Origin of the sequence: Virgibacillus aidingensis, from assembly GCF_010994035.1 — a bacterium.
GTDB lineage: Bacteria > Bacillota > Bacilli > Bacillales > Amphibacillaceae > Virgibacillus_N.
In genome coordinates, this window is record NZ_WIXN01000002.1 from 43,393 (window position 1) to 68,114 (window position 24,722).

General features: G+C 41.4%; 26 protein-coding genes. 17 read left to right on the forward strand and 9 right to left on the reverse strand.

The genetic code is table 11. The features are described 5' to 3' along the window. Nucleotides 1–32: 32 nt before the first annotated feature. Both GHD25_RS02105 and GHD25_RS02110 read right to left on the reverse strand, forming a co-directional pair. Nucleotides 33–455 carry a pyridoxamine 5'-phosphate oxidase family protein gene (locus GHD25_RS02105; protein WP_164214701.1) on the reverse strand — a complete coding sequence of 141 codons (423 nt, stop codon included), beginning with the start codon at nt 453–455 and terminating at the stop codon, nt 33–35. A 460-nt stretch (nt 456–915) separates the two neighbouring features. Further along, the gene (locus GHD25_RS02110; RefSeq protein ID WP_164214702.1) at nt 916–1,065 is read right to left on the reverse strand and encodes a hypothetical protein; all 150 of its coding nucleotides are present in this window, start codon (nt 1,063–1,065) and stop codon (nt 916–918) included. Nucleotides 1,066–1,334: 269 nt separating this feature from the next. Here GHD25_RS02110 and GHD25_RS02115 point away from each other — a divergent pair, with 269 nt between their 5' ends. From GHD25_RS02115 to GHD25_RS02130, 4 genes are read left to right on the forward strand one after another with little or no spacing between them, the layout of a single operon-like run. Continuing rightward, nucleotides 1,335–1,721: a GntR family transcriptional regulator gene (locus GHD25_RS02115; protein ID WP_164214703.1), complete on the forward strand. Its 387-nt coding sequence runs from the start codon at nt 1,335–1,337 to the stop codon at nt 1,719–1,721. Continuing rightward, nucleotides 1,718–2,608: an ATP-binding cassette domain-containing protein gene (locus GHD25_RS02120; protein ID WP_164214704.1), complete on the forward strand. Its 891-nt coding sequence runs from the start codon at nt 1,718–1,720 to the stop codon at nt 2,606–2,608. The genes GHD25_RS02115 and GHD25_RS02120 overlap by 4 nt, the downstream gene beginning before the upstream one ends. After that, nucleotides 2,595–3,344, forward strand: a complete 750-nt coding sequence (locus GHD25_RS02125; RefSeq protein ID WP_164214705.1) for a hypothetical protein — start codon at nt 2,595–2,597, stop codon at nt 3,342–3,344. The genes GHD25_RS02120 and GHD25_RS02125 overlap by 14 nt, the downstream gene beginning before the upstream one ends. Then, the gene (locus GHD25_RS02130; protein WP_164214706.1) at nt 3,341–4,036 is read left to right on the forward strand and encodes a hypothetical protein; all 696 of its coding nucleotides are present in this window, start codon (nt 3,341–3,343) and stop codon (nt 4,034–4,036) included. Before GHD25_RS02125 ends, GHD25_RS02130 begins: the two co-directional genes overlap by 4 nt. 135 nt (nt 4,037–4,171) lie before the next feature. Here GHD25_RS02130 and GHD25_RS02135 read toward each other — a convergent pair whose 3' ends face one another. After that, nucleotides 4,172–5,014: a DUF1028 domain-containing protein gene (locus GHD25_RS02135; protein WP_164214707.1), complete on the reverse strand. Its 843-nt coding sequence runs from the start codon at nt 5,012–5,014 to the stop codon at nt 4,172–4,174. Nucleotides 5,015–5,446: 432 nt separating this feature from the next. Between GHD25_RS02135 and GHD25_RS02140 the strand changes: the two genes are divergently transcribed. After that, on the forward strand, nt 5,447–6,247 hold the full coding sequence (locus tag GHD25_RS02140; protein WP_164214708.1) for an N-acetylmuramoyl-L-alanine amidase: 801 nt from the start codon (nt 5,447–5,449) through the stop codon (nt 6,245–6,247). A gap of 113 nt (nt 6,248–6,360) precedes the next feature. Here the strand turns inward: GHD25_RS02140 and GHD25_RS02145 are convergent, their stop codons facing one another. Continuing rightward, on the reverse strand, nt 6,361–6,564 hold the full coding sequence (locus GHD25_RS02145) for a CDGSH iron-sulfur domain-containing protein (protein WP_462943514.1): 204 nt from the start codon (nt 6,562–6,564) through the stop codon (nt 6,361–6,363). Between the two features lie 232 nt (nt 6,565–6,796). On the opposite strand from GHD25_RS02145, the gene GHD25_RS02150 reads away from it, so the two are divergent. Continuing rightward, the gene (locus tag GHD25_RS02150; RefSeq protein WP_240452187.1) at nt 6,797–8,275 is read left to right on the forward strand and encodes a flavin monoamine oxidase family protein; all 1,479 of its coding nucleotides are present in this window, start codon (nt 6,797–6,799) and stop codon (nt 8,273–8,275) included. On the opposite strand, the gene GHD25_RS02155 is transcribed toward GHD25_RS02150, so the two are convergent. Beyond that, nucleotides 8,272–8,604 (reverse strand): RDD family protein, encoded by a 333-nt coding sequence (locus GHD25_RS02155; RefSeq protein ID WP_164214710.1) that lies wholly within the window; start codon nt 8,602–8,604, stop codon nt 8,272–8,274. The two genes, GHD25_RS02150 and GHD25_RS02155, sit on opposite strands and share 4 nt — an antisense overlap. A 619-nt stretch (nt 8,605–9,223) precedes the next feature. On the opposite strand from GHD25_RS02155, the gene GHD25_RS02160 reads away from it, so the two are divergent. The 7 genes from GHD25_RS02160 (at nt 9,224) to GHD25_RS02190 (ending at nt 15,962) form a co-directional block, all read left to right on the forward strand. Then, complete coding sequence (locus tag GHD25_RS02160) at nt 9,224–9,757, forward strand: hypothetical protein (protein WP_164214711.1); 534 nt, start codon at nt 9,224–9,226, stop codon at nt 9,755–9,757. 245 nt (nt 9,758–10,002) lie between these two features. Then, on the forward strand, nt 10,003–10,929 hold the full coding sequence (gene cyoE / locus GHD25_RS02165; protein WP_164214712.1) for a heme o synthase: 927 nt from the start codon (nt 10,003–10,005) through the stop codon (nt 10,927–10,929). A 246-nt stretch (nt 10,930–11,175) separates the two neighbouring features. After that, nucleotides 11,176–13,020, forward strand: a complete 1,845-nt coding sequence (locus GHD25_RS02170) for an SLC13 family permease (protein ID WP_164214713.1) — start codon at nt 11,176–11,178, stop codon at nt 13,018–13,020. A 17-nt stretch (nt 13,021–13,037) separates the two neighbouring features. After that, entirely contained in the window at nt 13,038–13,640 is a 603-nt protein-coding gene (locus tag GHD25_RS02175) for a class I SAM-dependent methyltransferase (protein WP_164214714.1), read from the forward strand. A gap of 88 nt (nt 13,641–13,728) precedes the next feature. Continuing rightward, entirely contained in the window at nt 13,729–14,052 is a 324-nt protein-coding gene (locus GHD25_RS02180; RefSeq protein ID WP_164214715.1) for a PadR family transcriptional regulator, read from the forward strand. Further along, the gene (locus tag GHD25_RS02185; protein WP_164214716.1) at nt 14,001–14,912 is read left to right on the forward strand and encodes a permease prefix domain 1-containing protein; all 912 of its coding nucleotides are present in this window, start codon (nt 14,001–14,003) and stop codon (nt 14,910–14,912) included. The genes GHD25_RS02180 and GHD25_RS02185 overlap by 52 nt, the downstream gene beginning before the upstream one ends. A 27-nt stretch (nt 14,913–14,939) precedes the next feature. Beyond that, nucleotides 14,940–15,962 carry a TolB family protein gene (locus tag GHD25_RS02190; protein ID WP_164214717.1) on the forward strand — a complete coding sequence of 341 codons (1,023 nt, stop codon included), beginning with the start codon at nt 14,940–14,942 and terminating at the stop codon, nt 15,960–15,962. 89 nt (nt 15,963–16,051) lie between these two features. On the opposite strand, the gene GHD25_RS02195 is transcribed toward GHD25_RS02190, so the two are convergent. Then, nucleotides 16,052–17,038, reverse strand: coding sequence for a ring-cleaving dioxygenase (locus GHD25_RS02195; RefSeq protein WP_164214718.1), 987 nt, complete (start codon nt 17,036–17,038; stop codon nt 16,052–16,054). A 196-nt stretch (nt 17,039–17,234) separates the two neighbouring features. On the opposite strand from GHD25_RS02195, the gene GHD25_RS02200 reads away from it, so the two are divergent. After that, a complete protein-coding gene (locus GHD25_RS02200) occupies nt 17,235–17,828 on the forward strand; it encodes a Uma2 family endonuclease (protein WP_164214719.1) in 594 nt (197 codons plus the stop codon). Between the two features lie 68 nt (nt 17,829–17,896). On the opposite strand, the gene GHD25_RS02205 is transcribed toward GHD25_RS02200, so the two are convergent. Continuing rightward, nucleotides 17,897–18,283 (reverse strand): hotdog domain-containing protein, encoded by a 387-nt coding sequence (locus GHD25_RS02205; protein ID WP_164214720.1) that lies wholly within the window; start codon nt 18,281–18,283, stop codon nt 17,897–17,899. Between the two features lie 84 nt (nt 18,284–18,367). Further along, a complete protein-coding gene (locus tag GHD25_RS02210; RefSeq protein WP_164214886.1) occupies nt 18,368–19,399 on the reverse strand; it encodes a S66 family peptidase in 1,032 nt (343 codons plus the stop codon). Between the two features lie 176 nt (nt 19,400–19,575). Between GHD25_RS02210 and GHD25_RS20120 the strand changes: the two genes are divergently transcribed. Beyond that, on the forward strand, nt 19,576–20,823 hold the full coding sequence (locus GHD25_RS20120; RefSeq protein WP_164214721.1) for a TraB/GumN family protein: 1,248 nt from the start codon (nt 19,576–19,578) through the stop codon (nt 20,821–20,823). 1,458 nt (nt 20,824–22,281) lie between these two features. Here GHD25_RS20120 and GHD25_RS02220 read toward each other — a convergent pair. Further along, nucleotides 22,282–23,208: a DUF4349 domain-containing protein gene (locus GHD25_RS02220; RefSeq protein WP_240452198.1), complete on the reverse strand. Its 927-nt coding sequence runs from the start codon at nt 23,206–23,208 to the stop codon at nt 22,282–22,284. Nucleotides 23,209–23,341: 133 nt separating this feature from the next. Here GHD25_RS02220 and GHD25_RS02225 point away from each other — a divergent pair, with 133 nt between their 5' ends. Continuing rightward, the gene (locus tag GHD25_RS02225; protein ID WP_164214723.1) at nt 23,342–24,133 is read left to right on the forward strand and encodes a uracil-DNA glycosylase family protein; all 792 of its coding nucleotides are present in this window, start codon (nt 23,342–23,344) and stop codon (nt 24,131–24,133) included. Nucleotides 24,134–24,168: 35 nt separating this feature from the next. Beyond that, nucleotides 24,169–24,705: a DUF6944 family repetitive protein gene (locus GHD25_RS02230; protein WP_164214724.1), complete on the forward strand. Its 537-nt coding sequence runs from the start codon at nt 24,169–24,171 to the stop codon at nt 24,703–24,705. Nucleotides 24,706–24,722: the final 17 nt, after the last annotated feature.

The following is a 24,722-nucleotide window of genomic DNA, read 5'->3' on the forward strand; positions in this document are numbered from 1 at the left end:
TACGACTCACGGCCTTAAACAGGCTGATCCTTTTATAATTCCAATTCTTTCGGTGGTTCTCCCTTTTTATTCATTAATCGTATTCCAGTAGGACGAATTTCCAGTAAAGTGTAATCAGGATCTTCCGGACCGTCGAAATATAATTTCATATCATCATTCCAAAACTCTTTTTTTAATTCTTCAGACTCATTAAATGCAGCTTTTCCCTGATATTCTATATATTCATCGCCAAACCCCTCCCCTTCATAGCCAATCAGAATATGTGTATATGGGTTGGCGTCAATTTCTTCGGTTTTATCCGTATTTTTGTCTGTCGGTGTATACAGGATATTGTCTCTGTGAAAAAAAGTCATATACCTGGAGTGGGGTTTATTATTCTTTACGGTTGCCAGGATGCCTGTATGGCTTTCATCCAATATTTTTTCAATGCTATTTCTAATCTCTGTTTGGTTCAACTGAAATCACTCCTTATACAATATTGATAATAGTATTTGTATCGTTATCAAAAAATATTATATGGATATATCTTTTTAAAAAAATGGGAATTGACGCAGTTGAATAATAAAAAAACAAATAATTGTTAATAATCCCAGCCCTATTATTCTTCTGCCGGTTCCACATAATATTCCATCGCCAAATCAAGCCATTTTTACTCATCATCTGTAAAAGATGAAGGCATCATATTTTCAAACTTTTGTATATCTTCTTCTTCCACATCAGCCAATTAATGCATTAATCTTTAATTCAGCTTCAAGCGTATTATTTTCTAATTCGTCTGTAAGATTATCGAGGAATAGCCGGAATAAATATCTAATCCACTTTAAACTATCAGACGCAGGATAAAACCGGGATAAACTATAATTACCCCGGTTGGTTTCATTTTCTGTATATGGATTGCTTATTAATGTAATAAAACTACTCCTCTTTTTGGCTCAAATATTCGTTTGGCGCCTCTCCTTCCTGTTGATTATTATTCTTGAATTGACTCTTGCGCCCATTTCTATGCTCTCCGCTCTGCCTGTTCTTCTTGAACATGTTATTAAATTCTTTCCCTTTATTAACCATGCTGGTACCTCCTGTAATAGAATTTTTCCTTAGTCTTTGTACATGCCGGTATGTTATACGCTCCATTATTTTATAAAGCCCGGGATTTCGCAGATTGTTTAATGGAAAAAACGCAGCATTACAACTTATAGCCTAAACCCTTTTCAGGCAGGAAACTCTTATTTCTGCCCGCTCAAAAAAGCTCAAATTTCCTCTTGTATTACAGCTGACTTTGTACTATACTGCATTACAAGACTAATGCACTGATTCCCAGGAAAGGAGTTGTGGGCTTGATTATATCTTCTGACAGTGCCAAACCGATTTATGTTCAGATTGCGGAGTGGATTGAGACAGAGATTTTGAATGGCAATCTGAAAGAAAATGATAAAGTGTATTCCCAGTACAAGCTTGCAGAAATGTTTACCATCAATCCTGCAACTGCTGCAAAAGGGCTGAACATGCTGCATGAGGAAAAAATATTGTATAACAAACGAGGACTCGGGAAATTTGTGACTGCTGAAGCCAGGATGATTATTACCGACAAACGAAAAAACCGGGTTTTAAAAGGAATGCTTCAGGAAGCAGCCTTGGAAGCGGAGCGGCTGGAGGTCAATGAAGAAGAGTTAATAAATATGCTTCATACTATTTTTAAAGAACGTAAGGGGGATACAAAGTGAATGTCATTGAATGCGAAAAACTGACGAAAAAGAGAAGACAGTTAACAGCACTCCAGGATTTATCCTTTTCCATAGAGGAAAACACAATTACCGGGCTGATCGGGAGAAATGGCGCCGGTAAAACAACATTACTTAAAATTCTCGCCGGATTTTGGCGTCCTTCTTCAGGAAAAGTTGAGGTTTTTAAAGAAGATCCGTTTCAAAACCTGTTCATCTCAGCAAATGCTATTTACGTAGATGATCAAATGCGCTATTCCAGCCGATTAACCTTATCGGAAATCTTAACTGAAGCGGAACGGTTTTATGAAAATTGGGATGCTGAATTGGCGAATAGACTATTTGATTATTTTTCCTTCCATCCAAGACAGGCACATCATCACCTGTCCAAAGGAAAAATGAGTACTTTTAACATGATTATCGGGCTTGCTTCAAGATGTGCGCTTACCATGTTTGACGAGCCGACGACCGGGATGGATGCAGGCGTACGAAAGGATTTTTATCGGGCACTGCTTAAAGATTATATTGCAAATCCGAGAACAATCATTATTTCGAGCCATCATTTGGAGGAAATCGAGGATTTGCTGGAAGATGTGCTGCTGCTTGATGAAGGAAAGAAATATTTTCATTTGCCGATGGATGAATTAAAGGAATATGCAGTTGGAATTTCCGGCAGAACCGAAGTAGTCATGCAATGGATGGCAAATAAAGAAGTCATCCACAATGAACAGGTTGGAAACAATGCCACCTATGCGATAGTAAAAAATGACTACTTTTCCATTGATCAGGCAAAGCAATTGGGAATGGAAGTCTCTCCAGTTTCCGCCAGTGATCTATGTGTCCATCTGACAAGCAGGAGTAAAGGAGGAATCGAAAGTGTCTTTAAATAATGCAAGTCTTGGAAGCACGGTGGCCAGGCAATTTAAATATAAGCTGAAGGCATATAATGGGGTGTTAAGTTCGTTGGTCCTGGTGCAAATAATAGCTATCCTCTTTTCACTGGGCGGCAATGGTTCATTCCATTCTTCCGGAGGCTCAGGCATTTCCATTAATGCTACGTTGTTTACGAATGCAAATGTGATTATCTTTACCTTTCTTTGGGTAATTGCACACGCCGTTATGATGACAACCAAGGCAGAAAGGGAACACGGTTTCACCTTTGTGTCCAATCATATAAGCAATCATCTTTCCAATGCTTTATTTTTATTGCTGGCAAGTGTGATTGCTGCGGTGACAACTATTTTAGCAGGTTTTTTATTGCGGGTTCTCGTGTACTTTTTCAAGGAACCTGCCCCCATTTTGGGATCCAATGTACATTATGAAGTAAGTGATATATTTACCGGTGTCTTTTCGATGACATTCTATCTGATTTTATTGGCATCTGCAGGCTATGTGCTTGGCACCTTATCCCAATTGCACCGCACCCTTCCTTATCTGCTGCCTGTGTTGCTCATTGGCATCTTTATTTGGCTGATTCAGCTGGATCACAGTCTTGTCGGACGAGGGGTTGCCTTTTATTTTGAGGAAACAAATGCCTTGCTTTTTGTGCTGAAGGTGACTGTCACCTCGGTTGTCTGTTTTCTGGCAGCTATAATGCTGACAAAAAGATTGGAGGCTAGACAATGATGAACCTTGGACCATTTACACCACTCATTATTTTAATGCTGCTCGTTGCGTTGACTTTTTGGGTAGTTATGCGTTTCAGCAAATGGCGGGGAGCGAAAAAAGGGTTTTGGATACTCGGAGGCTATGGAGTCATTTTACTTATTTCAGTTATTATTTATTATTTTATCCCTGTTTCTGCAGAAGAATCGGAAAAAAAGAGAATTGACCATCCCGGCCATGTGGAAATCTTCAGCGGTGTGCTATCCGGAACAGAAGATGTGGCATCCATTGAGGAATTTCTGCTGAAAGAATGGGAGTTTGATTATGATGAAGATACATTCCGTATAGAATCCCGCGGAGATATGAATTTTATTCGGGTTGCGGTGGAACGTACAGAAAGTGATGGAATTAAAGCTGCCTTTTACCGTACACCTCTCAGTTTTAATGGAATGGAAATAGAAAACAAATCCATTCCACTAGATATTCAGCTTACACCGGACCGATTGGAAATTGTTTCAAGCCAAGGAACAGAAGAAGTGTACATCGCTTCTTTCAGCAAAGAATTTCCGATGCACCAGTTCAATGATCAAGATATGGAAATGCTTGGCTTTGGCATGGAAATGGGATGGAGTGAACAGCTTCTTTATCTGCAGGTACCGGAAGACATAGAAATTTCGGGTGTATCCGGGGTACAAGTGGAATATATAGATTAGGCAAAAACTGCCGGGTCATGTGCACAAAGTGCATGGACCCGGCAATTTTTTGATAGATGGGTTCCCTACTCTGACCTCAGCATGGCATATTCTCATTCCCGTCAAAATCTGTTTGTCTCATGACGAAAACTTATATTACTTTTCCTTCAAATAGTCCAGGACTTCCTTATCCAATTTCCCCTTTTCCAGCTCCCTTTCTTCAAAATTTTCCGTGTGAAGAAAAGAAGTGAATGCCTTATGTAATGCCTCATATCCGGAATAATTTTCCTTCAAATACCCGAGACGTTGGAGGTGTTTCTCCAAATCGGCCTTGATCTCACCATCTATCGCCAGGATGTTTTCTTTTTTCGTACTGCCGAAATAAAGCTGGTGAAGATGATAAATCCGGATTAATTCTTTGATCGGTTCGGGATGATCATCGACCCGCAAATCAATGTACCGGTCATTCGCCCCAAGATAGCCGCCTTTTTCCTTCACCACATAAATGGCTGCCGCCTGTTTCCCCCGGCTGTCACCGCCTGCAGCCTGTCCTGCATCCAGTGCCTGAAGCAGCCTGTCGGCAAGTGTTCCGGTTGATTCTTCAAATGTTTTCCCCATCGCTTCTGCTGTTTCCCGACTGACTAAAATATTTCCTTGTGCCGCATAGTGTTTTCCTGTGATGCCGCCGGCCCAGTCATAGCATTTTTTTCCTGTGTAAGTTGCGGCATTCCCGCTGGCATCGACAATGCCTACCTGCCTGTCTTCCCTGCCATCATCCTGTTCTGTAAGTATGTCCACTGTTTCTTGTGCTGATTTTCCCTGTTCCAAAAGCTTTAAACCGTCCGGGCCATACGCCGGATTGGCAAATGCCTGCGTGGCTATAGCTCCTGCTCCGGCCTTGGCCCACGGAACAACGGAGCCGACGCCAATAAATTTTGATTGAACAGCCACTCCCAATTCCTTTGTTTCCGGATCAAAACCAACGATTGAAAAAGTCATGTTTCTATCCCTCCCGTATTTTATTTTATATTTTAGCACACTCGGGCTATAACTGGGTGCTTCCTGTTGAGGAAAAGGCCGGGTTATGTCGAGAAATGCAGGATCTATATTCACATCCGACGAAGAGAACCCAGTAATCTATACTATCTTCTGAACAGGGATTGAAGATAGAACATTACTTAGGGTAATTTTCCAGCCCGCTTCCGGTTCCACTTATCGGCTTTATTCAGGCAGCGATCTCATACTTAAGGAAAAGCCTTTGGGGCTCTCCTTTTCCATGCCACCTCCTTCCGGCATCCTTCGATTATAGGGGTGAAAGGCAGGTGGTGATAGATATGGAATTTCCGACAAAATAAGCAGTTTGTCCAATACAAATTTGCCGGCAGTCATATTTTGTACTGTAAAAATTAAAATCAAATGGAGGTATTATGTATGAAGCTGTATTTAGATCCAGGTCATGGCGGAAATGATTCAGGAGCTACGGGCAATGGATTATTGGAAAAAAATATTAACCTGGATATTGCCCTGCGCATCCGCACCCTGCTGCAAAATAATTATCAAAATGTGGAAGTAAATATGAGCCGCACCTCCGATGTTGCCAGAACACTCGATCAGCGGACGAATGAAGCAAATGCATGGGGCGCAGATTATTTTCTGTCTATCCATTGTAATGCTTTTAATGGATCTGCACGGGGCTATGAGGATTATATCCACAGCAGTTTATCCGGATCTTCTCAAACGGCAGTCTATCAGAACATCATGCATGACGAAATCACAAAAGTAAACCAGCTATCCAACCGTGGGAAAAAACGGGCAAATTTTCACGTTTTGCGCGAATCAAGAATGCCGGCACTCCTAACGGAAAATGGATTTATAGATAATGCGAGTGATGCCGCGTTAATGGCTGATCCATCCTGGAGACAGCGGGTTGCCCAAGGGCATGTAAATGGCTTGGCAAGGGCATTTAACCTGCAGGGTAATGGAGGCGGAAGCGATGTGATCTACAGGGTCATTGCAGGTTCCTTCCAGACAAGGGAAAACGCCGATGCACGTGTGAGTTTTCTATCTTCCCAGGGCATTGATTCCTTCGTAAGTACGATTACTGTCTCCGGCCAACAGTGGTTCCGTGTACAGTCAGGTGCCTTTTCCAGCAGGAGTAATGCAGAGGCACGGCTAAATGAAGTAAAGTCAGCAGGCATTTCTGATGCATTTATCGTTCAGGAGAACCTTTAATTATAATGAAAGCAGCCAGGGATGCATCATGCATCTATGGCTGTTTTTTCATAGATAATATAAAAGTGGTACATGGACATAGTCCAGGGAAAACACCATCTGACTATATATTTTCATTTTGCTCTCGGTTTACTTTCAAACCCTATTTTCCTGTGTGTTCCGTCACAAAATGGCTTGTTTGAAGAATTTCCGCACCTGCAGAGGGAGAAGCTTTTTTTCGTTTGATAGCTATTTCCCTCTTTGTCCACCAGTTCCACATCTCCGGTAATTCGCAGTGACCCGTTGTCATTCACCTTAATTTGTGCTTTATGATCCAATTCATCCACTCCCCTCGTCATTCTAATGCTACTCTATGCCGGCGTATTGTTTTTCATGAATTGTTCGGTTGGCGAAAAAATGGTATTTACACTGCTGGAAGTTTGATAACCTCTTAGAATATATGCCTTGTCAGCCCTCCATGCAGGAAGCCCCATCTGCTAAAAAGGGACGGACAGTAATACATATACCAGTTTTTTGAAACATACATCTTTTAAAAAGGAGGAGAAGCAATTGAATAACCAAGCTCCAATGACAAGCCTGGAGTACCCGCGTGATTATCTCTCCATCATACGAAATGGACTTGAGCAAACATCTGCACCAAAAAAAATAATTATTATAGGAGCAGGCATGGCTGGATTGACTGCTGCGTCATTATTACGAGATGCCGGGCATCATGTAAGCATTATTGAGGCTAATAATCGGATTGGGGGCAGGATATATACCGTCAGAGACCCATTTATTCCCGGAAACTATATGGAAGCCGGAGCCATGCGGTTTCCCGCTAATCATGTTTTATTATTAGAATATATCCGGAAAGCCAATCTTCCATTGCAAAGATTCATGAATATTACTCCTCATGATGTTATTTTTATGAATAACAAGCGTGTTAAATACTCCTATTATGAAGAAAACCCCCATATACTTGGATTTCCGCTAAAACCTTCCGAAAGAGGATTAACAGCTATAGAGTTATTATTAAATGCTGTGCATCCAATGATGGATTTATTTATGAATAGTACAGTAGAAGAGCAGCAGCAAATTAAAAAGCGGTATTCCCTTTATTCTGTCACGCAATTTTTGCGCAATAATCCGATCGGTCCTTCTCTATCTCCTGAAGCAGTCAATAAAATATCCGTGCTCCTGGGGATAGAAGGATTGGCCGAATACGCATTTACAGATTTTTTCACAAATCTGATTATGCCTATATCACTCAACCTCCATGATTTTAACTACATTCCGGGTGGAAATGATCGTCTGCCACTGTCTTTTTTTCCCGTCCTTTCTGATACGATAACTTTTGAAGAGAAGGTCGAAATGATTATACAAGGGGAAGAGGGAATAAAAATACAAACGAAGAGTATGGCTTCGGGAAAGAAGAATATATTTTCTGCAGATTTTGCGATTACTACCATTCCTTTTTCCATCTTTCAGCTGGTCAATATATTTCCTTACCACTCTGTATCTCATAAAAAACACCAGGCGATACGAGAGCTGAAAAATATTCCGGCAGTCAAAATTGGGATCGAGTTTAAAACCCGCTTTTGGGAACAGATGCAGATGGGGCATATTACATCTTCTTTACCTATACGATCAACATACATACCGGCTCCTGCCTCAACCGACAATATAAGCGGTGTGCTGCTGGCAAGCTATACATGGGGGAAAAATGCACAGTTGTGGCACACAGTTCCAGAGGACAGGATGATCGATCATGTATTAAGGGACCTGGTCAAAATTTATGGAAATATCGTATACGATGAATACATACAAGGCTATTCCCTGAATTGGACGCGCAACCCGTATGCAGGCGGCTGCCTCACTTTATTTACACCCGGGCAGGAGACGGATTTTGGGGACTATATCCAACAGCCTGAGGGGAGGATTCATTTTGCCGGAGAACATACCTCCTGGTTTCACGGATGGGCAGAAGGAGCGGTTGAATCCGGGATTCGGGCAGCTGCAGAAGTAAATCATCGGAGCAGTGTCTAGTATAGCAGGGGCTGACCTATTTTCTTACGGGTCAGGCCCCGTAACTCATATTGATTACCTTCCGCGACATAAGTTCCTCCGATGAGATTTTGAATTCCCCTTCCATCCTCTCTAACAGCTATCATAATCATACTTATCATAAACGCGATCCCCACACTGAAAATACCTCTAAGATAAAATCCTGCCAATTCTCTTGTAAACATAATTTTAAATATTAAACGTTCGCCATTTAGTGTTTTAACTTTGATATTGCCAAACTTCCTTCCAATCGCATACTCCCGCCAAAAGAGCGAAATAACTGTTATATGAGACAGAAAATGATTTGCCAATATATGCCGCGATCTGCCGGGAAACTGCTTTCAACTTCAAAAAAGGATGCAAAGAAAATCAGCGCCATGGTCAGAATCAGGATATCATATTGCCTCGATAATAAACGCTTACATAAAAGCAAAAATTTTTTAATAAAAATCCTTCCTTTTTCATCCATATATTGGCTGCAGCTTACTGTGATTTTGGAAGATTAATAAACCGTTCTATTTTTCAACTCTTCCAAATCTGAACGCAGCTTTGAAATTTCTTTTTCCACCCAAAAGAATTTTTTAAGAGTCAAGAAATGAAAGGTTTCCATGAAAAAAAGCTGTATACGGGAGGAACCTATTTTTTCATTCATAGCTGTAAAGCAATTCATCATATCACCTCTATTCCTTTTTAACTTCCAGTTTAACATATACAGGCAATTTTAAAGAGAGCAGCAAAAAAATGTAACACTGGTATATTTTAATAGAATAATAATTATTGACCAGCATCATTTGGAAGTTAATCCTTTATTTTGTAACCTCATTCGCGAGTTATTTTATAAGATAAAAATTCTTCCTGTACCTCCTGGATATACAACAGCATATATGATAAGTTTACATCAAATTAGCTTTCAAAGGGGCGTACGTCTTCATGGACTTTTTATTGGATATAATGGTAATTATTTCGGCAGTTATTACAGTAACAGCCATTCTGCGGCTATTTTTCAAGAAAAAAATAACTGCTTTTGCCATTGCGGCTTTTTTGGTCATAGGTACTGCTTATATAATAGACCGCTCCCATTATACAACATTCATCGACCTTTATTCTGATCATCTGAACAAAGACAGCGTTATCAGAAGTATTACGGTTTCAACTGCTTACCTTCCCGATGAACGCAGATTTGACCCTGAAGAAGATATTGAGATTGAAGAGGAAAAAATAATGAATGAGATTATACAAGCGTTTTCCGAGCTGGAGCTAAAAAAAGACAGGGATCATCATTATATTGAAAATCCGGATTACAGGGTGCGCATTACCACAACAAATGAAGAGGAAGAGGGTTTATTAAGAACAGAAAGCTTCTATTTTAATTTAAATGATAAATACCTCAATAATTATAAAGTCGTCAATGATTCGAATCTTATAGAAATGCTTGCCGCTTTAGTTGAAAATGAACATGAATAACAGCTATATTGCCAAAAATTGCAATATGGTTTTATTTTTAATTTGTCCATCCTGCTGCCTGCAGCATTATTCGAGCTTTTTTTGGAAGAATAAAATTTTTTACTGGGGCTAGCGGTTAGCGATCCCGGACAGCCAAAAATGGATATTCATAGAAAAGTTGCTTTACAGCAAGATTGCAACCTGTTTACGTGATATACTAAAAGGTAAACATTATTATTATTACAGAAAAGGAATAGAGATATCTTATGAAAAAAGAAATAGGTATTAACGAAACTACTGCAAAAACGCCTTTATCAGAGGTTTTCGCTGCAACTGTCAAGACAGGCATCATTAAATCCAATCTGATACCCATGATTGCCGGATTAACGCTGGCATTATACACTTATGAGATCCATCCGTTTGACCGGCTGACCGAAATATTTTTTGCCATTCTCGGGACAGCTCTAATTATAGGGGCAGCGGGCGCCTTTAATAATTTATATGACCGTGATATTGATGCGATTATGGAAAGGACAAAAATCAGGCCGACTGTAACTGGTGTGATCAAACCTAAAGCTGTCCTGTGGATGGTTATTGCTATGATGGTCGCTGGATGGGGAGCACTTTTAATGACAACCCCGATGGCTGCTTTAATAGGGCTTTTGGGTTTCTTTCTGTACGTTGTCCCATACACCATGTGGAGTAAGCGCCGGACTGTGTACAATACGGAAATCGGCAGTCTTTCCGGTGCGACACCACCCTTGATCGGATGGGCGGCAATTCACCCGGACATCACTCATCCTGCCGCTCTTGGGCTCTTTATCATCTTAATCATCTGGCAAATGCCGCATTTTTATGCGATTGCCATCCGAAAACATGAAGAATATAAAGCGGCAAAAGTTCCGATGCTGCCGGTAGTCAAGGGAATCAGAAGAACATATATCCAGACAAATGTTTATTTAGTGCTGCTGATTGCTACCAGCTTTCTGCTTGGTTCTCTTAGTCTTGGTCTTATGCTTGTAGCACTCCTGATGGGTATAGTCTGGCTAATTTTAAGCATATACGGATATCGCAAAAAGAAAGATGCTGAAAAATGGGCTAAAACGCTGTTTGTTTTTTCCCTTATTTACATGACTGTCGTTTTTTCTACGATTATTATCTACTCCTTAATGGGTATATTCGTATTAGGGTAAGAGATGGGACAAGTACCTTAATATAACTGTTAATAACAATATTTTTCGGGTAGGAAGCTGCTTGTTATTTTATCAGCGCTTAATTGAATATTACCGTTTATGGAGATTTATCAGCGAAGATTCTAACTTATCAGCATTTCCAGCAGTGAAATGTTCAGAAAGTCGGGATCAACTCCACCTTGGATGAAAAGTGGGACAGCTGACCTGTCCCTGTGTCCCTACAAACCAGGTATAAGGGGTCTGATTATGCAATTAACATTGACGTTTATTATTTTGGGGATCACCATCATTTTATTTATGACAAATAAATGGCGTTCTGATCTGGTTGCCGTGCTGGCCCTATTGGCCTTGGTTATTACAGGCATTCTGGAGCCTGCTGAGGCATTGGCCGGTTTTTCCAATAATGTCGTGATTATGATTGCCGGCCTGTTTGTAGTCGGTGCAGGACTGATGCGTACGGGGCTTGCTCAAATGGCAGGCGATCTGCTTTTGCGCTGGTCCAGGGGCAGTGAGCGAAACCTGTTTTTCATGCTGCTGTTTATTGTCGGCGGAGTGGGCGCATTTATGAGCAATACCGGAACAGTGGCACTCATGCTCCCTGTCGTGATCAGTATAGCTCTCAGCATAAAAAGCAGTCCTTCCAAATATCTCATCCCTTTATCTTTTGCAGGAAGCCTGTCGGGTCTATTGACACTGATTGCCTCACCGCCCAATCTGATTGCCAGCCAGACACTTGGAGAAAACGGCTTTGACAGACTTGGCTTTTTTCAAATTACCCCTATCGGCATTATTGCATTAATTACAGGCGTTATATTTCTATATTTAACGAGAAACTTTTTGCTTCCCGACATTAAAGGAAGGGCTGGCAATGCCGGGGATTATGAACTTTCACCAGAACAGCTGACTGCAGACTACGAACTAGGGGAAACGCTGTTCAGAGTCCGTGTTCCTTCAGCATCTCCCATGGTCGGTAAGGCGCTGGCAGATTTGAAGCTGCCTGCCAATTATCAGCTTTACGTATTAAAAATGGAACGGAATTCTACAGAGGGAATAAATATCCTGCCTATGAGGTACCAGGAGATGGCAGGGCCGACAAGCACTGTGCAGGCGCATGATATTCTATCGATTAAAGGTGCTAAAGAAAAATTAGAAAAATTAAAAGAAGATTACGGTCTGATACTGGAAGCGGAAGAACATGAGGCGGAAGATCTTGTTTCTAAACAGCTTGGGATGGCGGAAGTACTGCTGACTCCCCATTCATCTTTTATTAATAAAACCATTAAAAAAATCGGGTTTCGTGAAAAATATAACCTGAACGTGATGGGCATTAACCGCAAAGGGGACTATGTGCTTGACAGGATGTCCAATGAACGTCTCCGCTTCGGGGATGCCTTGCTTGTCCAAGGTGCCTGGGAGGACATTGAACTGCTGTCCAGGGAAGCGAGTGATGTTGTCGTTATCGGACAGCCGGAAAGCTCTGCCGGAAAAGCCGCGGCCTCCGGAAAAGCTCCGATCGCGGCAGGGATCATGATTTTAATGGTTATATTTATGGTTTTCGAGATATTTGCACCGGTTATATCCGTCCTGATCGGTGCCTCTCTCATGGTTCTTACCGGCTGTCTGCGCAATATGAATGATGCCTACAGTGAATTAAACTGGGAAAGTATTGTATTAATTGCAGCCATGCTGCCTATGGCAACGGCTTTGGAAAAAACGGGCGGAATGGTGCTTTTATCCGATGCAATCATTCAAATGCTCGGCGGTTTTGGTGCTGTCGGCGTGCTGGCAGGCATATACCTGCTTACCATGGTTTTCGGGCAATTTATCAGCAACACCGCAACAGCTGTATTATTTGCACCAATTGCATTAAGTGCAGCACTTAGCATGGACGCCAATCCATATACGTTTATGATTGCCCTGGCAGTTGCTGCGAACATGGCCTTTGCTACGCCGGTCTCCTCCCCTACCAATGCCATGGTGATGACCGCGGGAGGTTATAAATTCTTTGACTTCATTAAAATTGGAGTGCCGCTGCAGGCAGTAATGTTTATTGTTATGATGATTGTCATACCGATTTTTTTCCCACTATAAGAAAGAAGGTTATAGGGTTGAAGGAATACCAATATGATAAATTGCTGCATATTAAAACTGGAAAGGACAGAAAGGTGAAATACCCGGATTCCTTTCATTATAATCCATATGAACCGACACCTTACAGCACCTTGGAAACATTATCAAAAAACTACGAGCTGCGGGCAAATGATCGTGTAGTCGATTTTGGTGCCGGCAAAGGCCGGCTCCCTTTTTACATCCATTATTTCCATCCTGCTTCCGTCATCGGGGTGGAAATGGATGAGGCTATGATGGAAAAATCACTGGTTAACCTGAACAACTACCAGCGTTTCATACAGGAAAAAGAGAATACCATCGAATTCCTCCCCTGTCTTGCCGAAGAATATATCATTCAGCCTCAGGATAACTGTTTTTATTTCTTTAATCCATTTTCCACTGAGATTTTTCGTAAAGTGGTGAATCGTATCCTGCAATCGGTGGAAAAGCATAAACGCACTGTCGATCTTGTTCTTTATTATCCGAATGGGGATTATATTTTTTATTTGGAAAATCATACTGTATTTGAACTTGTAAAAGAAATTAAACTGCACGATTACCATTGGAATCCGGATGAGAGAATTCTCATTTACCGATTTTAGCACAATTGGGCGTGCAGCATTTTTTTATTAATATACCTTGTAATACGATGCACATCGTGTTACACTTTTTCCGAGGAGGGATAAAGGAATGGACCGTGAAATAATGAAAGGAAGCATCGATATTTTATTGCTGAACTTACTTAACCAAAAAGATATGTACGGGTATGAAATGGTAAAGGTTTTAAAAGAAAAAAGCGGAGCGCTTTACAATATGAGTGAAGGGACGATGTATCCCGCTCTAAAAAGAATGGAGAAAAAAGGGTGGCTTCATTCCTACTGGTCGGAGACGGAACATGGCAGAAGAAAATACTATCGAATCAACGCTGATGGAGAAACGGTGCTGGAAACAAAGATCAGCGAATGGAAAAAAGTGAACAGTCTCATCCAAAAAACGTCGGGGGATTTATCATGAACCGGATGGAAAAGCATATTCAGCAAGTGCTCCAGGAAACCCAATGCGCTGCTGAAGAACGGGAAGAATTGGAGGAAGAACTGCTGACTCACTTGCAGGAGCTGAAACAGTCTTATATCGCACAGGGTGAATCGGAAACGAAGGCAGAAAAGCTGGCAATAGTTCAATTTGGCGGATCAAAATTAATTGGCCGCGGTTTGCAGGAATCCATGTACCCATGGCAGCGCGGATTATTATATATCATTGGAATTGCCAGCCTGTTATTTGGCGTGCTGTTTCATTTATATACTTTATATGTTTTACAGGAACCTTCTATAGGCTGGCTGGCCATTCAGCTGACAGCGGGTGCCTTTATCACATTGGCCGCCATTAATATTGCTTTTATCGGAAAACATCCCTATTTCCTGCATGTGATGGGGATGCTTCATCTTATTTGGCATGCCATTACATATCTTTTTATTCAAGGAATGCCAATGAATCAAGTTTTCTTGTTTCTTGTCTATTTAATCCTGCTTATTGGTTTTCAGCTTGTATTCCTATTTAGAAATTCGTATTTTTCTTCAGCCGCTCCGAACGAGGACGCAAGAAAGAGATGGGAAATTAAAATAGGCTATACACTGAATTTGGTGTTTGGCATGGCAGTGATCGCCATTGCTTTGTTCTTCCTTTGGGGACTTTTGCTTTTTACAGGCTGGTCGATGATGGCCCTTTATGCATTTATTCCGATCCTTGTCTGGTTTGTGTTTTATAAGTATCAAATGAAATTTATTGCCAGAAAGCCAGTTGTTTCTATTCTTACCGGGCTGCTGTTTTCGGCACTGGCGGTTGCCGTTCCCTATGCCATCCTTGTGATTGTTTAGAGCGCTGAGTTGACAGGAGGATTTAACATGACTTTAAAAATGAAAAATATACTTTTTATTTCCGGCATGCTGATTTTATTTCTGTTATTATGGAGTGTCACTTTGTTTGCAGATGTGCCGAAAGGATTTACGGGCTACGGGGAAACAACGGCGATTTCCCCGGATGATGAGACACTCGTGTTTTCCTACTATCATGACGGGGACGCGTCATTATACGCAGTTCCCGTTGACGGCGGGGAAGCAACACTGCTTGCTCAGCCGGAGGAAGGGACATCCTACGTCAATCCGGCATTTTCACCGGATGGGGACATGATTGTTTTTATTAAACAATGGCAGGAGGAGGAGCAGCCATATGGGGAATTAATGTTAATGGGAGCTGCCTCCGGAGAAAAGAGAGCACTGACATCCGGCTATAACTTGATTACGGAAGCCGTGTTCTCCCCTGATGGCGGATCTTTATATTTTCTGCAGGCCGGAGTTTTTCAAAACTACTCCGATATAGCAAGGGAAAGACCGCATGATTTTGATATTCACAGGATGGATTTGCATACATATGAAACCGAACAGGTCACAAATAAAAAGGCTTATGACATGTCTTCCCTGGCTGTCACACCGGATGGTGAAGAGCTGATGTACCGGAGTTATGAAGACAGCGACCGGATTATCTTTATGTCTATGGAAAATAACCGGGAAACATCTCCCGTGCCCATTTTTGATGTTGCTTCAGAGGCGCCAATCCTTTCTTCACCGGCTCTGTCATCGGACGGAGAGCAGGTTATTTTCTCGGATGTTGCTTCTAAAGATGAAAATGGAACATTTATATATGAAGGCTTTCGTATGGACCTGGATAATTACGAGGCCGAGCAGATTACCAATTTTCAGGAGCATGTGACCGAACCGGTATTTTTTCATCACAGCGATAGGCTGATTGTAACGGTGGATAAACAATTTGCCCAAAGGGAGTCGGATTACCAGTACTGGGAAGTGAGTCTTGATGGGACGGAGCAAAGGCGACTGCATATTGAAATACCTGAGGGCGAAGAATTATAGAAGGCTTCAGGATTGATTAGTATTTTATTAGGATTCTTAGTCAACTAAAAAAACCGGCGACCCTTCATGATCCGCCGGTTTTTTATCAGTTATTCCTCATACTCTTTTTGAATATCCTTTGTGCTTCTGACCGTATCAATTGGACGCACCATTTTTTCTATCTGTTCCCGTTTAGGTTCCAGAAATGGAGGCAGAGACAGTTTTTCCCCAAGTGTTTCATATGGCTCATCCCCCATAAATCCAGGACCATCTGTAGCAAATTCAAATAATATTTGTGGCGCTACTCTCGAATAGAGTGAACCGAAGAAGAAACGGTCAACAAAGCCGGAAGTCTGGAATCCAATTCCCTCCAAGTGTTTTTGCCATTCCTCCAGTACAGAGCGATCCTCCACACGAAATGCTGCATGGTGCACTGTTCCAAACCCTTGCATGGCATTTGGCAGTACGGCATTGTATTCCACAATCACTTGTGCGCCGTTTCCGCCTTCTCCTACTTCAAATAAATGGAAAGAGCCGTCCTGATCTATTTCTTTAAATTGGAGTACTTTTTCCATCATCTGTTTAAAATAATCTATATCGGACGTGCGCACAAACAGCGGTCCGAGCCCGGTTATCGCGTATGCAAGCGGGATTGGTCCATCCTGCCAAGGTGTACCTGATGCGACACCTTCATTATTTTCATCAGAAATCAATTGATACTGCTGATCATCAAAATCCACGAAGGAAAGTGTCTTTTTCCCGAATTGCTCTTTTACACCGGTATGCTTTACTCCCAGTCTGTCAAAACGCTTCACCCAATAATCAATGGCAGCATCGCTCGGTACCCGGAAGGAGGTTTTAAAAATTTCATTTGTTCCATGAGTGCCTTTCGGAATGCCGGGAAAGTCAAAAAATGTCATATCTGTTCCAGGGCTTCCTGTATCATCGGCAAAAAATAAATGATAAGTCTGGATATCGTCCTGATTTACTGTTTTCTTTACCAGACGCATCCCAAGTACATAAGTGAAAAATTCATAGTTCTTCTCTGCACTGCTTGTGATGGCAGTAACGTGATGTATTCCTTTTAATCCATTCATATGAAATCCTCCAGTTTTGTATATTTAGCAAGCTGTTTAATTTTAATTACGATATTATGAATTCAGTTTATCATAGGTGTTCATTTGTGTCAAAAAAGAACGCCTGATTTCCTGCCTATATTTATCTTCCCATTTGATAAAAGCATTTCCTAAGCTATGGTATAATGAATGAAATGATAGAAAGAGGTGAAATCAAATGAATAGCAATGATAAATCAAAAAAAAGTGATAAGATAAAAGAGAATTCCCTTACCTATGATGACTATGCAGCGATTGATGACGGCAACCGTTATGAATTGGTACAAGGTCAATTAGAACTCATGAGTCCTGCCCCATCCTCTATTCACCAAATGATAAACTTTGAAATCCAAAAATGTTTAACAAAAAGCTGTGAAGACGCGTACTTCATATTACATGCCCCTATAGATGTTATCCTATCAGAAGAAGAAGTAAGACAGCCGGACGTTGTTCTCATTCACCGTGACAGAAAAGGTATAATTAAAAAGCGAGGGATAACTGGTGCACCTGACCTTGTCGTTGAAATCCTATCCCCCTCAACGTTAAAACGGGATAAAATTGACAAACGGAAAACATACGAAAACTATGCTGTGCCGGAATATTGGATTGTTGACCCGGATTCCTTTGTATTAGAGCAATTTGTTTTAAAAAACGGACAATATGAGCTGTTCAATATCTTTCAACAAGATGAAACCATCACTTCCCCAAACATCCGCTGCACGAGTTTTACGATGGCAGAAATCATGGTAAATATTCCGGATATTCAGGAATAAAATGAAGAAAGACGTCATTCCAAATGAACAGCGTCTTTCCATTATTTTCATTCCTATCCATGACTGTACTAATCCCCTGTTAAAATAACGCCAGCAAAGTATCCGGTCAATACCTGTTTCTCTTTCTCGTTTTTGCATGCAAAATTAGCTAAAATAGAAACTTTATGTTTATCTTTCTTTTCCAACTTTTCGATCATGACTTCACAATGGATTCTATCTCCGGTAAATACGGGTCTTAAAAACTCAAAATTCATGGTTCGGGCCAGCACATTATAATCTCCGCCCACCTTTGTCGGCAATGTACCTGTTAATAGGCCCTGCACCACCAGCCTTCCCAATTTATCAGGATGCTTATGATGTTCCCCTTCATCTCCGGATATTTTTGTAAATACTTCTACATCTTTTTTGGTAAATGTTCGTTCAAACCGGACAATGTCTCCAACTTTTAAATTCAATGTATATGCCCCCTGCAATATTCATGAAGAAAGTATCCACTTTTGCATAGAAACTCCAAGGGTAGAACCCATCCTCCCAAATATCTATTCCACACCGCTTTCCAAAATAGAAAATCTCCCATTCTCACAGTCTATCTCAACCAATGCCCCATATGGCAAAATGAATTTTGGTTCCGTATGCCCAAAGTTTGCATTATAAAGAATCGGCAAGTTTTCAAGGCCGTATTCTTTCATGACCGTTAAAATTTCTTCCTTGTATTCCTCATAATACTCCTCGTCCTGAGGTTTTCCGAACACCATTCCATTTGCCTGCTGAAGAATCCCCTGTGCTGCATAGTTTCTGAGCCAGTACTTCAGCATTCCAGGTGCAGGTTTTTCCTCAGAAGTTTCAAAGAATAATATACTATTTTCCCAATACTTTTCTTCCGGCCACAGCACGGTCCCTTTGGCAAATTCCAGTACTTCGATGCATCCGCCGATTAAACGTCCCTCGACTGCACCATTTCCCTGCAATATTTCATAACCGGAATTCCGCTGCATTTGCCGCTGTTTATTTTTGTTTTCCTCCGCCCATTCAAGAAACTCACTCGTCCACATTTCTGCAGGCTTAACTTCACCAATTGCTTCATTTGAAAACAGCGTCCGCTTTACCATATCCACTGTATAAGGAATCATTTCCACATTTTCGGCAAAATCTGTCATGATCGCAGGACCGTAGAAGGAAGAAAGACCCGCTTTATGGCAAAACAGATGGGATATCGTTATATCGGAGTATCCCATAAATACCTTTGGATTCTGCCGAATGACTTCAAAGTCAATATGCGGCAGCAGCCGGATACTTTCATTCCCGCCAATTGTCGCAAAGATTCCTTTTATACTTTCATCTTTAAAAGCATCCATCAAATCCTGAGCCCTTGCTTCCGGATGTTCATAAAGATAGTCTGCGCCCTTCAGGCTGTTTGGCATTGCCACTACCTTAAGGCTAAATACCTCTTCCAGTCTTTTGACACCCTGATCATACCGCCAGCGCAATTCCGGCTCGCCGGCTGCTCCTGAAGAAGGACTTACTGTTGCCACCTTATCTCCGGGATGCAATTTTTGCGGTTTTTTCAACATTTCCATCACCAACTTTTTTAATCAGTATACACGATAAACGAACCTATATCACTATATTTTCCAAATAAAAATACACACCGATCACATAAAAATGTTATTATTAACATACTTTGACACATTGGGGCAGATTGGCAATATTCTTTGTCCCGGAATTTAGTAAAGAAGGTGTTTTATAAATGAAACGGGTGAAATATGGATTGACCCTGATTCTACTAATGCTCCTCCTGGCAGCTTGTCAAACGGGCGATCCAGTGACAATCGGAGACAAACAGTTTGAAGAAGCATTACGGCAAGAGATCGGGAAACAAGATGGAGATTTATACGAAGAAGATTTCAGCGAAATGGAAGAGCTGGATTTATCGGACAATGGTATATCAGACATCAGTGATTTAGCCATGTTGCATAATTTACAAATAGTGTCACTCGAAAACAATGAAATTGCCGATATCTCTCCGCTGCTGGAGCTGGAAAATCTGAATGAAGTGAATGTGGAAGGAAACCCAGTTGATTCTGAAGAACAGCAGGAGATCCTTGATCAATTATCCGAAAAGGGAATTATCGTTCATCAATCAGATGAAATTGAAGTTGTTGGCAGAGATGATGGACCAGGCGGCTTTTTATGGAAAGTGGAAAACGGAGAAACAACTGTTTATTTGCAGGGAACTGTACATGTCGGCCCTGAAGAATTTTACCCGATGCATACCAAAATTGAAGATGCCTATACGGCATCAGATGTGGTTGTGCCGGAAATTGACATGACCTCCGTCAATCCATTTGAAATGCAGGAAGTCATGATGGAACTTGGCACCTATCAGGATGGAACAACCATCGAGGATCATATTCCTGAGGATGTACACGCAGAATTGGTTTCCAGGCTGGAAGAGCTTGGCTTCCCGTATGAACTGGCGGAAATGTATAAACCGTGGATTTTATCATCTACCATTCAGCAGCTTATGACGGAACAGCTCGGCTATCTGCACGGAGTGGATGAATATTTCCTAACCAGGGCAAACGAAGACGGCAAAGACATCATTGACCTGGAGACTGTGGAAGGGCAGCTCAGCATATTTGCCGATACTTCAGATGAATATCAGGTGGAAATGCTGAAAGACGTTTTTATCGATCTGGAAGACTTTGACGAGGAGATGCAGGCATTGCTTTCCGTTTACGCAGAAGGGGATATTGAAGCGCTTCTGACCCTGACCACAGTGGAAGATGCAGCAATGTCTGAAGAAGAGGAAGCCTTTATGCAAGCAATAAATGATGACCGCAATTACGATATGGCAGAAACAATCGCCGGATTTTTAGAAGAAGATAATGATCTAACCTACTTCGTCATCGTCGGCAGTTTGCATTTAATTGAAGAACCTCATATTATATCCATTTTGGAAGAAAAGGGATATGAGGCAGAGCATATACATTAATAGGAAAATTTGCCCCGGGATCTTTTTAATGGTTATTTCCTTATCTTTACCCTGCTTAAAATAAAAGAAAAAAGGATTTCAGGTGATTTTGTCAAACTTATGGAAGCGGGCAAAATGAAAAATGCTTATTCAAATGACAACGTGAGCCCGAACTTCAAGCAGTTAGAATTTTGGCTTTAGAGAATTCCTATTAACCATTTCTGCGGATATTTTTTGTAGCTTTAGGCTTTATTGGACTTCTATTGGCCAGTTCTTCGGAAGTTTTTGGGAGTTTTGGATTTTGGCGCCTTCCTATTTACCAATTCTGCAGCAGTTTTAAGGAGTTTTAGGCTTTAGAACTCTTCTATTTACCTATTCTGCAGCAGTTTTAAGGAGTTTTGGTTTTTAGTGCCCTTCTATTGACCAATTCTGCAGCAGTTTTTGGGAGTTTTGGGCTTTAGCACTCTTCTATTTACCTATTCTGCAGCAGTTTTTGGGAGTTTTGGGCTTTAGCACCCTTCTATTTACCAATCCTGCAGCAGTTTTTGGGAGTTTTAGGTTTTAGAACTCTTCTATTTACCAATTCTGCAACAGTTTTAGGGAGTTTTGGGCTTTAGCACCCTTCTATTGACCAATTCTGCAGCAGTTTTTGGGAGTTTTGGGTTTTAGAGCCCTTCTATTTACCAATTCGGCAGCAGTTTTAAGGAGTTTTGGGCTTTAGAACTCTTCTATTTACCAATTCTGCAGCGGTTTTTGGGAGTTGTGGGTTTCAGAGCCCTTCTATTTACCAATTCTGCAGCAGTTTTAAGGAGTTTTGGGCTTTAGAACTCTTCTATTGACCAATTCTACAGCAGTTTTTGGGAGTTTTAGGCTTTAGAACTCTTCTATTGACCAGTTTTGCAGCAGTTTTAGGGAGTTTTGGGTTTTAGCGCCCTTCTATTTACCAATTCGGCAGCAGTTTTTGGGAATTTTGGGTTTTAGAACTCTTCTATTGACCTGTTCTGCAGCAGTTTTAGGGAGTTTTGGGTTTTAGCACCCTTCTATTTACCAATTCGGCAGCAGTTTTTGGGAGTTTTGGGCTTTAGCACCCTTCTATTGACCAATCCTGCAGCAGTTTTTGGGAGTTTTAGGCTTTAGAACTCTTCTATTGACCAGTTTTGCAGCGATTTATGGGAGTATTGGGTTTTAGAACTCTTCTATTTACCTATTCTGCAGCAGTTTTAAGGAGTTTTAGGCTTTAGGACCCTTCTCTTAACCTGTTCTGCACCGGTTTTAAGGAGTTTTGGGTTTTAGCATTTTTTTATAGAAACTTACGAGATAACTGCTGGAGCAGCGGGGCCCTCTTGTGCGCAGCCGAATTTCCAGTTGGTGAAAGTGATACTTGACACATACGATGAAAGGAAATAACAGCAATGGCAAGAGAGCAAAAAATAACTACACAGCATAACGGGCGCATGGACACCCCGACATGCTGTTTTTTTAAGCTTTGCGATTCATTTGTTTGCGGATGACCCAAAACACGATCAGCCCTATTACTCCCAGCAGCAATATAAGCGGAAGGTTACCCACCAGGAAGACAAACAATCCGGAAAACGCGGAAATAAGGAAATTAATGCTTTTCATAAACTGTTCCTGTGTCTTTTCCCAAGTGTTTAAATCTTCTTCTCCAACCCCGGATATCCTTACATCTTTCTCCTCAATATGTATCGTCACGGTGGCCAGGTCCGTTTTATCCTGCAAATAATTCATCCTCCCGGTAATCTCCTCTATTTCTTCCTGTACATTTGCCAGGTCATCGGAAATTGCCAAAAGATCCTCTGTTTCTTCCGCTTGCTCCATGAAGCTAAGCAGCCGCTCCTCCACTACTTCCTTTGATGCCAGCCGGGATTCCAGATCAACATACTCCTCTGTCACATCCTGCCCTGACACATTGCTTTCCAGCACCCTGTCGCTTCCGTCCTCCACTACTTCAATAAAGGCATTAAAATGCTCCTGGGGAATCCGTGCCGTAACATACCCGCTTGCTGTACCATTTTCTGTTTCTTCATACATTGCAGATTCCACCATATAGCCGCCATAATCGGAAATGCTGTCCTGAAAGGTGCCAAGGGATTCCTGATAGTCCCTTACTTCCACCCGCATATCGGCAGTATAAATAATCTTTCTGTCCTGTTGACCAGCTTCTGTATTTTCAGGCACCTCACTGCTTTCGCCTGAATCGGCGTCATCCTGTGCCTGTTCCACATTTTCCGTTTCCTCTCTTTCCACTGCAAACCCGCCATCTTGTACGCTGTCTTGCTGGCTTTCTGTGGAAATATCATATTCTGCTGACTGATCCTCATTTTTATTGCTGCAAGCTGCCAGCATCATAACAAAACCAAAAGTTACCATCAGCACCGTTATCATTTTTTTCAAATTGACCACCCTGACTTTCCCCTTTTATAATACAGTCGGAATTTACTGAAATAGGTTACAAAAATAATGATTAATTTTAATTACAGTTTATAATGGAATAATATAAAGCAGGAGGAGAGAAAAGATGCTGCATAGATTTCTTTCTGATATACAGGCACTTCCCGCGGATAGACCCCTTACGAAACAAGATGTATTAACACCGTCTTTCTTGATCGAAAAGTGTAATAATATCCGTATGTACTATGCCCCTCATAATGAATGCATCAACAACACGGCAAAGATCGTGATCGTGGGAATTACACCGGGATGGCATCAAATGAAGACAGCCCTTGAGCAGTTTGTAAGAAGCCATGAAGCAGGAGAAACACTCGAAGTATGCCTGAAAGAGTCAAAAAGAGCTGCTGGATTTGCCGGTTCCATGAGGAAAAACCTGGTTGAAATGCTTAATGGCTGCGGAATACGGGAAGTATTTGATCTTCCTGACTCCAATTTTTTATTTGGAGCAAACCGGCATCTCCTGCATACCACATCCATCATTAAATACCCTGTGTTTATCAATGATAAAAATTACACCGGACATCAGCCGCCCATCAGCCGATCCCCATTATTGCAGCATTACGCCTATAAGGAGTTTCCAAAGGAAATGGCATCTATTCAAGACAAAGCACTGATTATCCCGCTTGGAAAAACAGTGGAACAGGTAATTCTCAGACTGGCTGAAGATGGTCAATTGCCGAGGCACACCTGCTTAACCGGATTCCCCCATCCATCTGGGGCAAATGGGCATCGGATAAAGCAGTTTCGGCACCAAAAGAAACAGCTTTGGGATAAAGTGAGGACATGGGCTAATTTGACTTTACGATGTAAACAAAATCAGTCGGACACGAGCTGTTCCAAATCCTGTTTTTCAGAATAGATTATTATCAAATAATCTTAAGGCAGGGCTTTCACATGGATCATGATCTTAAAGCGTTGTTTGGCTCATGGGATTCAGCCATAGGTACCATTCTTTCCGCTATAGCAAGCACACCTTCTTCCAGGCTTAATGAAACGATGCAAACGAACTTGAACTTATTAGGAAACATAATGCAGGCTACAGGCAGTGCTTTAGCTGCGGACAGTGAAAAACAAATCACGTTAAATAAAATCGGGAACAAGCTGCAAGCTATCGGAAATTCCACCATAATTAGTGGATTATTAATTCAGTTTAATGAAGAAACAAAAACAGAATTAAATATAAAGGGAAACCTGCTTCAATCCGCAGGAAGCGGTATGTCCCTTCCGGATTTATTGGATGCAAATGAAATAACCCTGAATGAACTGTACGGGATCTACGGCGCCCTGCTTCAAGTGATAGGAAACGGTTTACAAGCTTTATCGGGCATCATTGAGCTCAGGGGAAATGAGGGTCAGAATATTAACCTTGCCGGCAGCTGGATACAAGCCGCTGGTGCACTTATTCAAGCGCTCATTCAAAGTAAAAATTAAGCAGTAAAATGCTAACA

What these genes read in the sequence shown, in the direction of transcription:
- GHD25_RS02110 (WP_164214702.1), bottom strand. Translation starts at nt 1,065, where the DNA reads ATGGTTAATAAAGGGAAAGAATTTAATAACATGTTCAAGAAGAACAGG.
- GHD25_RS02130 (WP_164214706.1), top strand. Translation starts at nt 3,341, where the DNA reads ATGATGAACCTTGGACCATTTACACCACTCATTATTTTAATGCTGCTC.
- GHD25_RS02135 (WP_164214707.1), bottom strand. Translation starts at nt 5,014, where the DNA reads ATGACTTTTTCAATCGTTGGTTTTGATCCGGAAACAAAGGAATTGGGA.
- GHD25_RS02140 (WP_164214708.1), top strand. Translation starts at nt 5,447, where the DNA reads ATGAAGCTGTATTTAGATCCAGGTCATGGCGGAAATGATTCAGGAGCT.
- GHD25_RS02160 (WP_164214711.1), top strand. Translation starts at nt 9,224, where the DNA reads ATGGACTTTTTATTGGATATAATGGTAATTATTTCGGCAGTTATTACA.
- cyoE (WP_164214712.1), top strand. Translation starts at nt 10,003, where the DNA reads ATGAAAAAAGAAATAGGTATTAACGAAACTACTGCAAAAACGCCTTTA.
- GHD25_RS02170 (WP_164214713.1), top strand. Translation starts at nt 11,176, where the DNA reads ATGCAATTAACATTGACGTTTATTATTTTGGGGATCACCATCATTTTA.
- GHD25_RS02180 (WP_164214715.1), top strand. Translation starts at nt 13,729, where the DNA reads ATGGACCGTGAAATAATGAAAGGAAGCATCGATATTTTATTGCTGAAC.
- GHD25_RS02185 (WP_164214716.1), top strand. Translation starts at nt 14,001, where the DNA reads ATGGAAAAAAGTGAACAGTCTCATCCAAAAAACGTCGGGGGATTTATC.
- GHD25_RS02190 (WP_164214717.1), top strand. Translation starts at nt 14,940, where the DNA reads ATGACTTTAAAAATGAAAAATATACTTTTTATTTCCGGCATGCTGATT.
- GHD25_RS02195 (WP_164214718.1), bottom strand. Translation starts at nt 17,038, where the DNA reads ATGAATGGATTAAAAGGAATACATCACGTTACTGCCATCACAAGCAGT.
- GHD25_RS02200 (WP_164214719.1), top strand. Translation starts at nt 17,235, where the DNA reads ATGAATAGCAATGATAAATCAAAAAAAAGTGATAAGATAAAAGAGAAT.
- GHD25_RS02210 (WP_164214886.1), bottom strand. Translation starts at nt 19,399, where the DNA reads ATGTTGAAAAAACCGCAAAAATTGCATCCCGGAGATAAGGTGGCAACA.
- GHD25_RS20120 (WP_164214721.1), top strand. Translation starts at nt 19,576, where the DNA reads ATGAAACGGGTGAAATATGGATTGACCCTGATTCTACTAATGCTCCTC.
- GHD25_RS02220 (WP_240452198.1), bottom strand. Translation starts at nt 23,208, where the DNA reads ATGATAACGGTGCTGATGGTAACTTTTGGTTTTGTTATGATGCTGGCA.
- GHD25_RS02225 (WP_164214723.1), top strand. Translation starts at nt 23,342, where the DNA reads ATGCTGCATAGATTTCTTTCTGATATACAGGCACTTCCCGCGGATAGA.
- GHD25_RS02230 (WP_164214724.1), top strand. Translation starts at nt 24,169, where the DNA reads ATGGATCATGATCTTAAAGCGTTGTTTGGCTCATGGGATTCAGCCATA.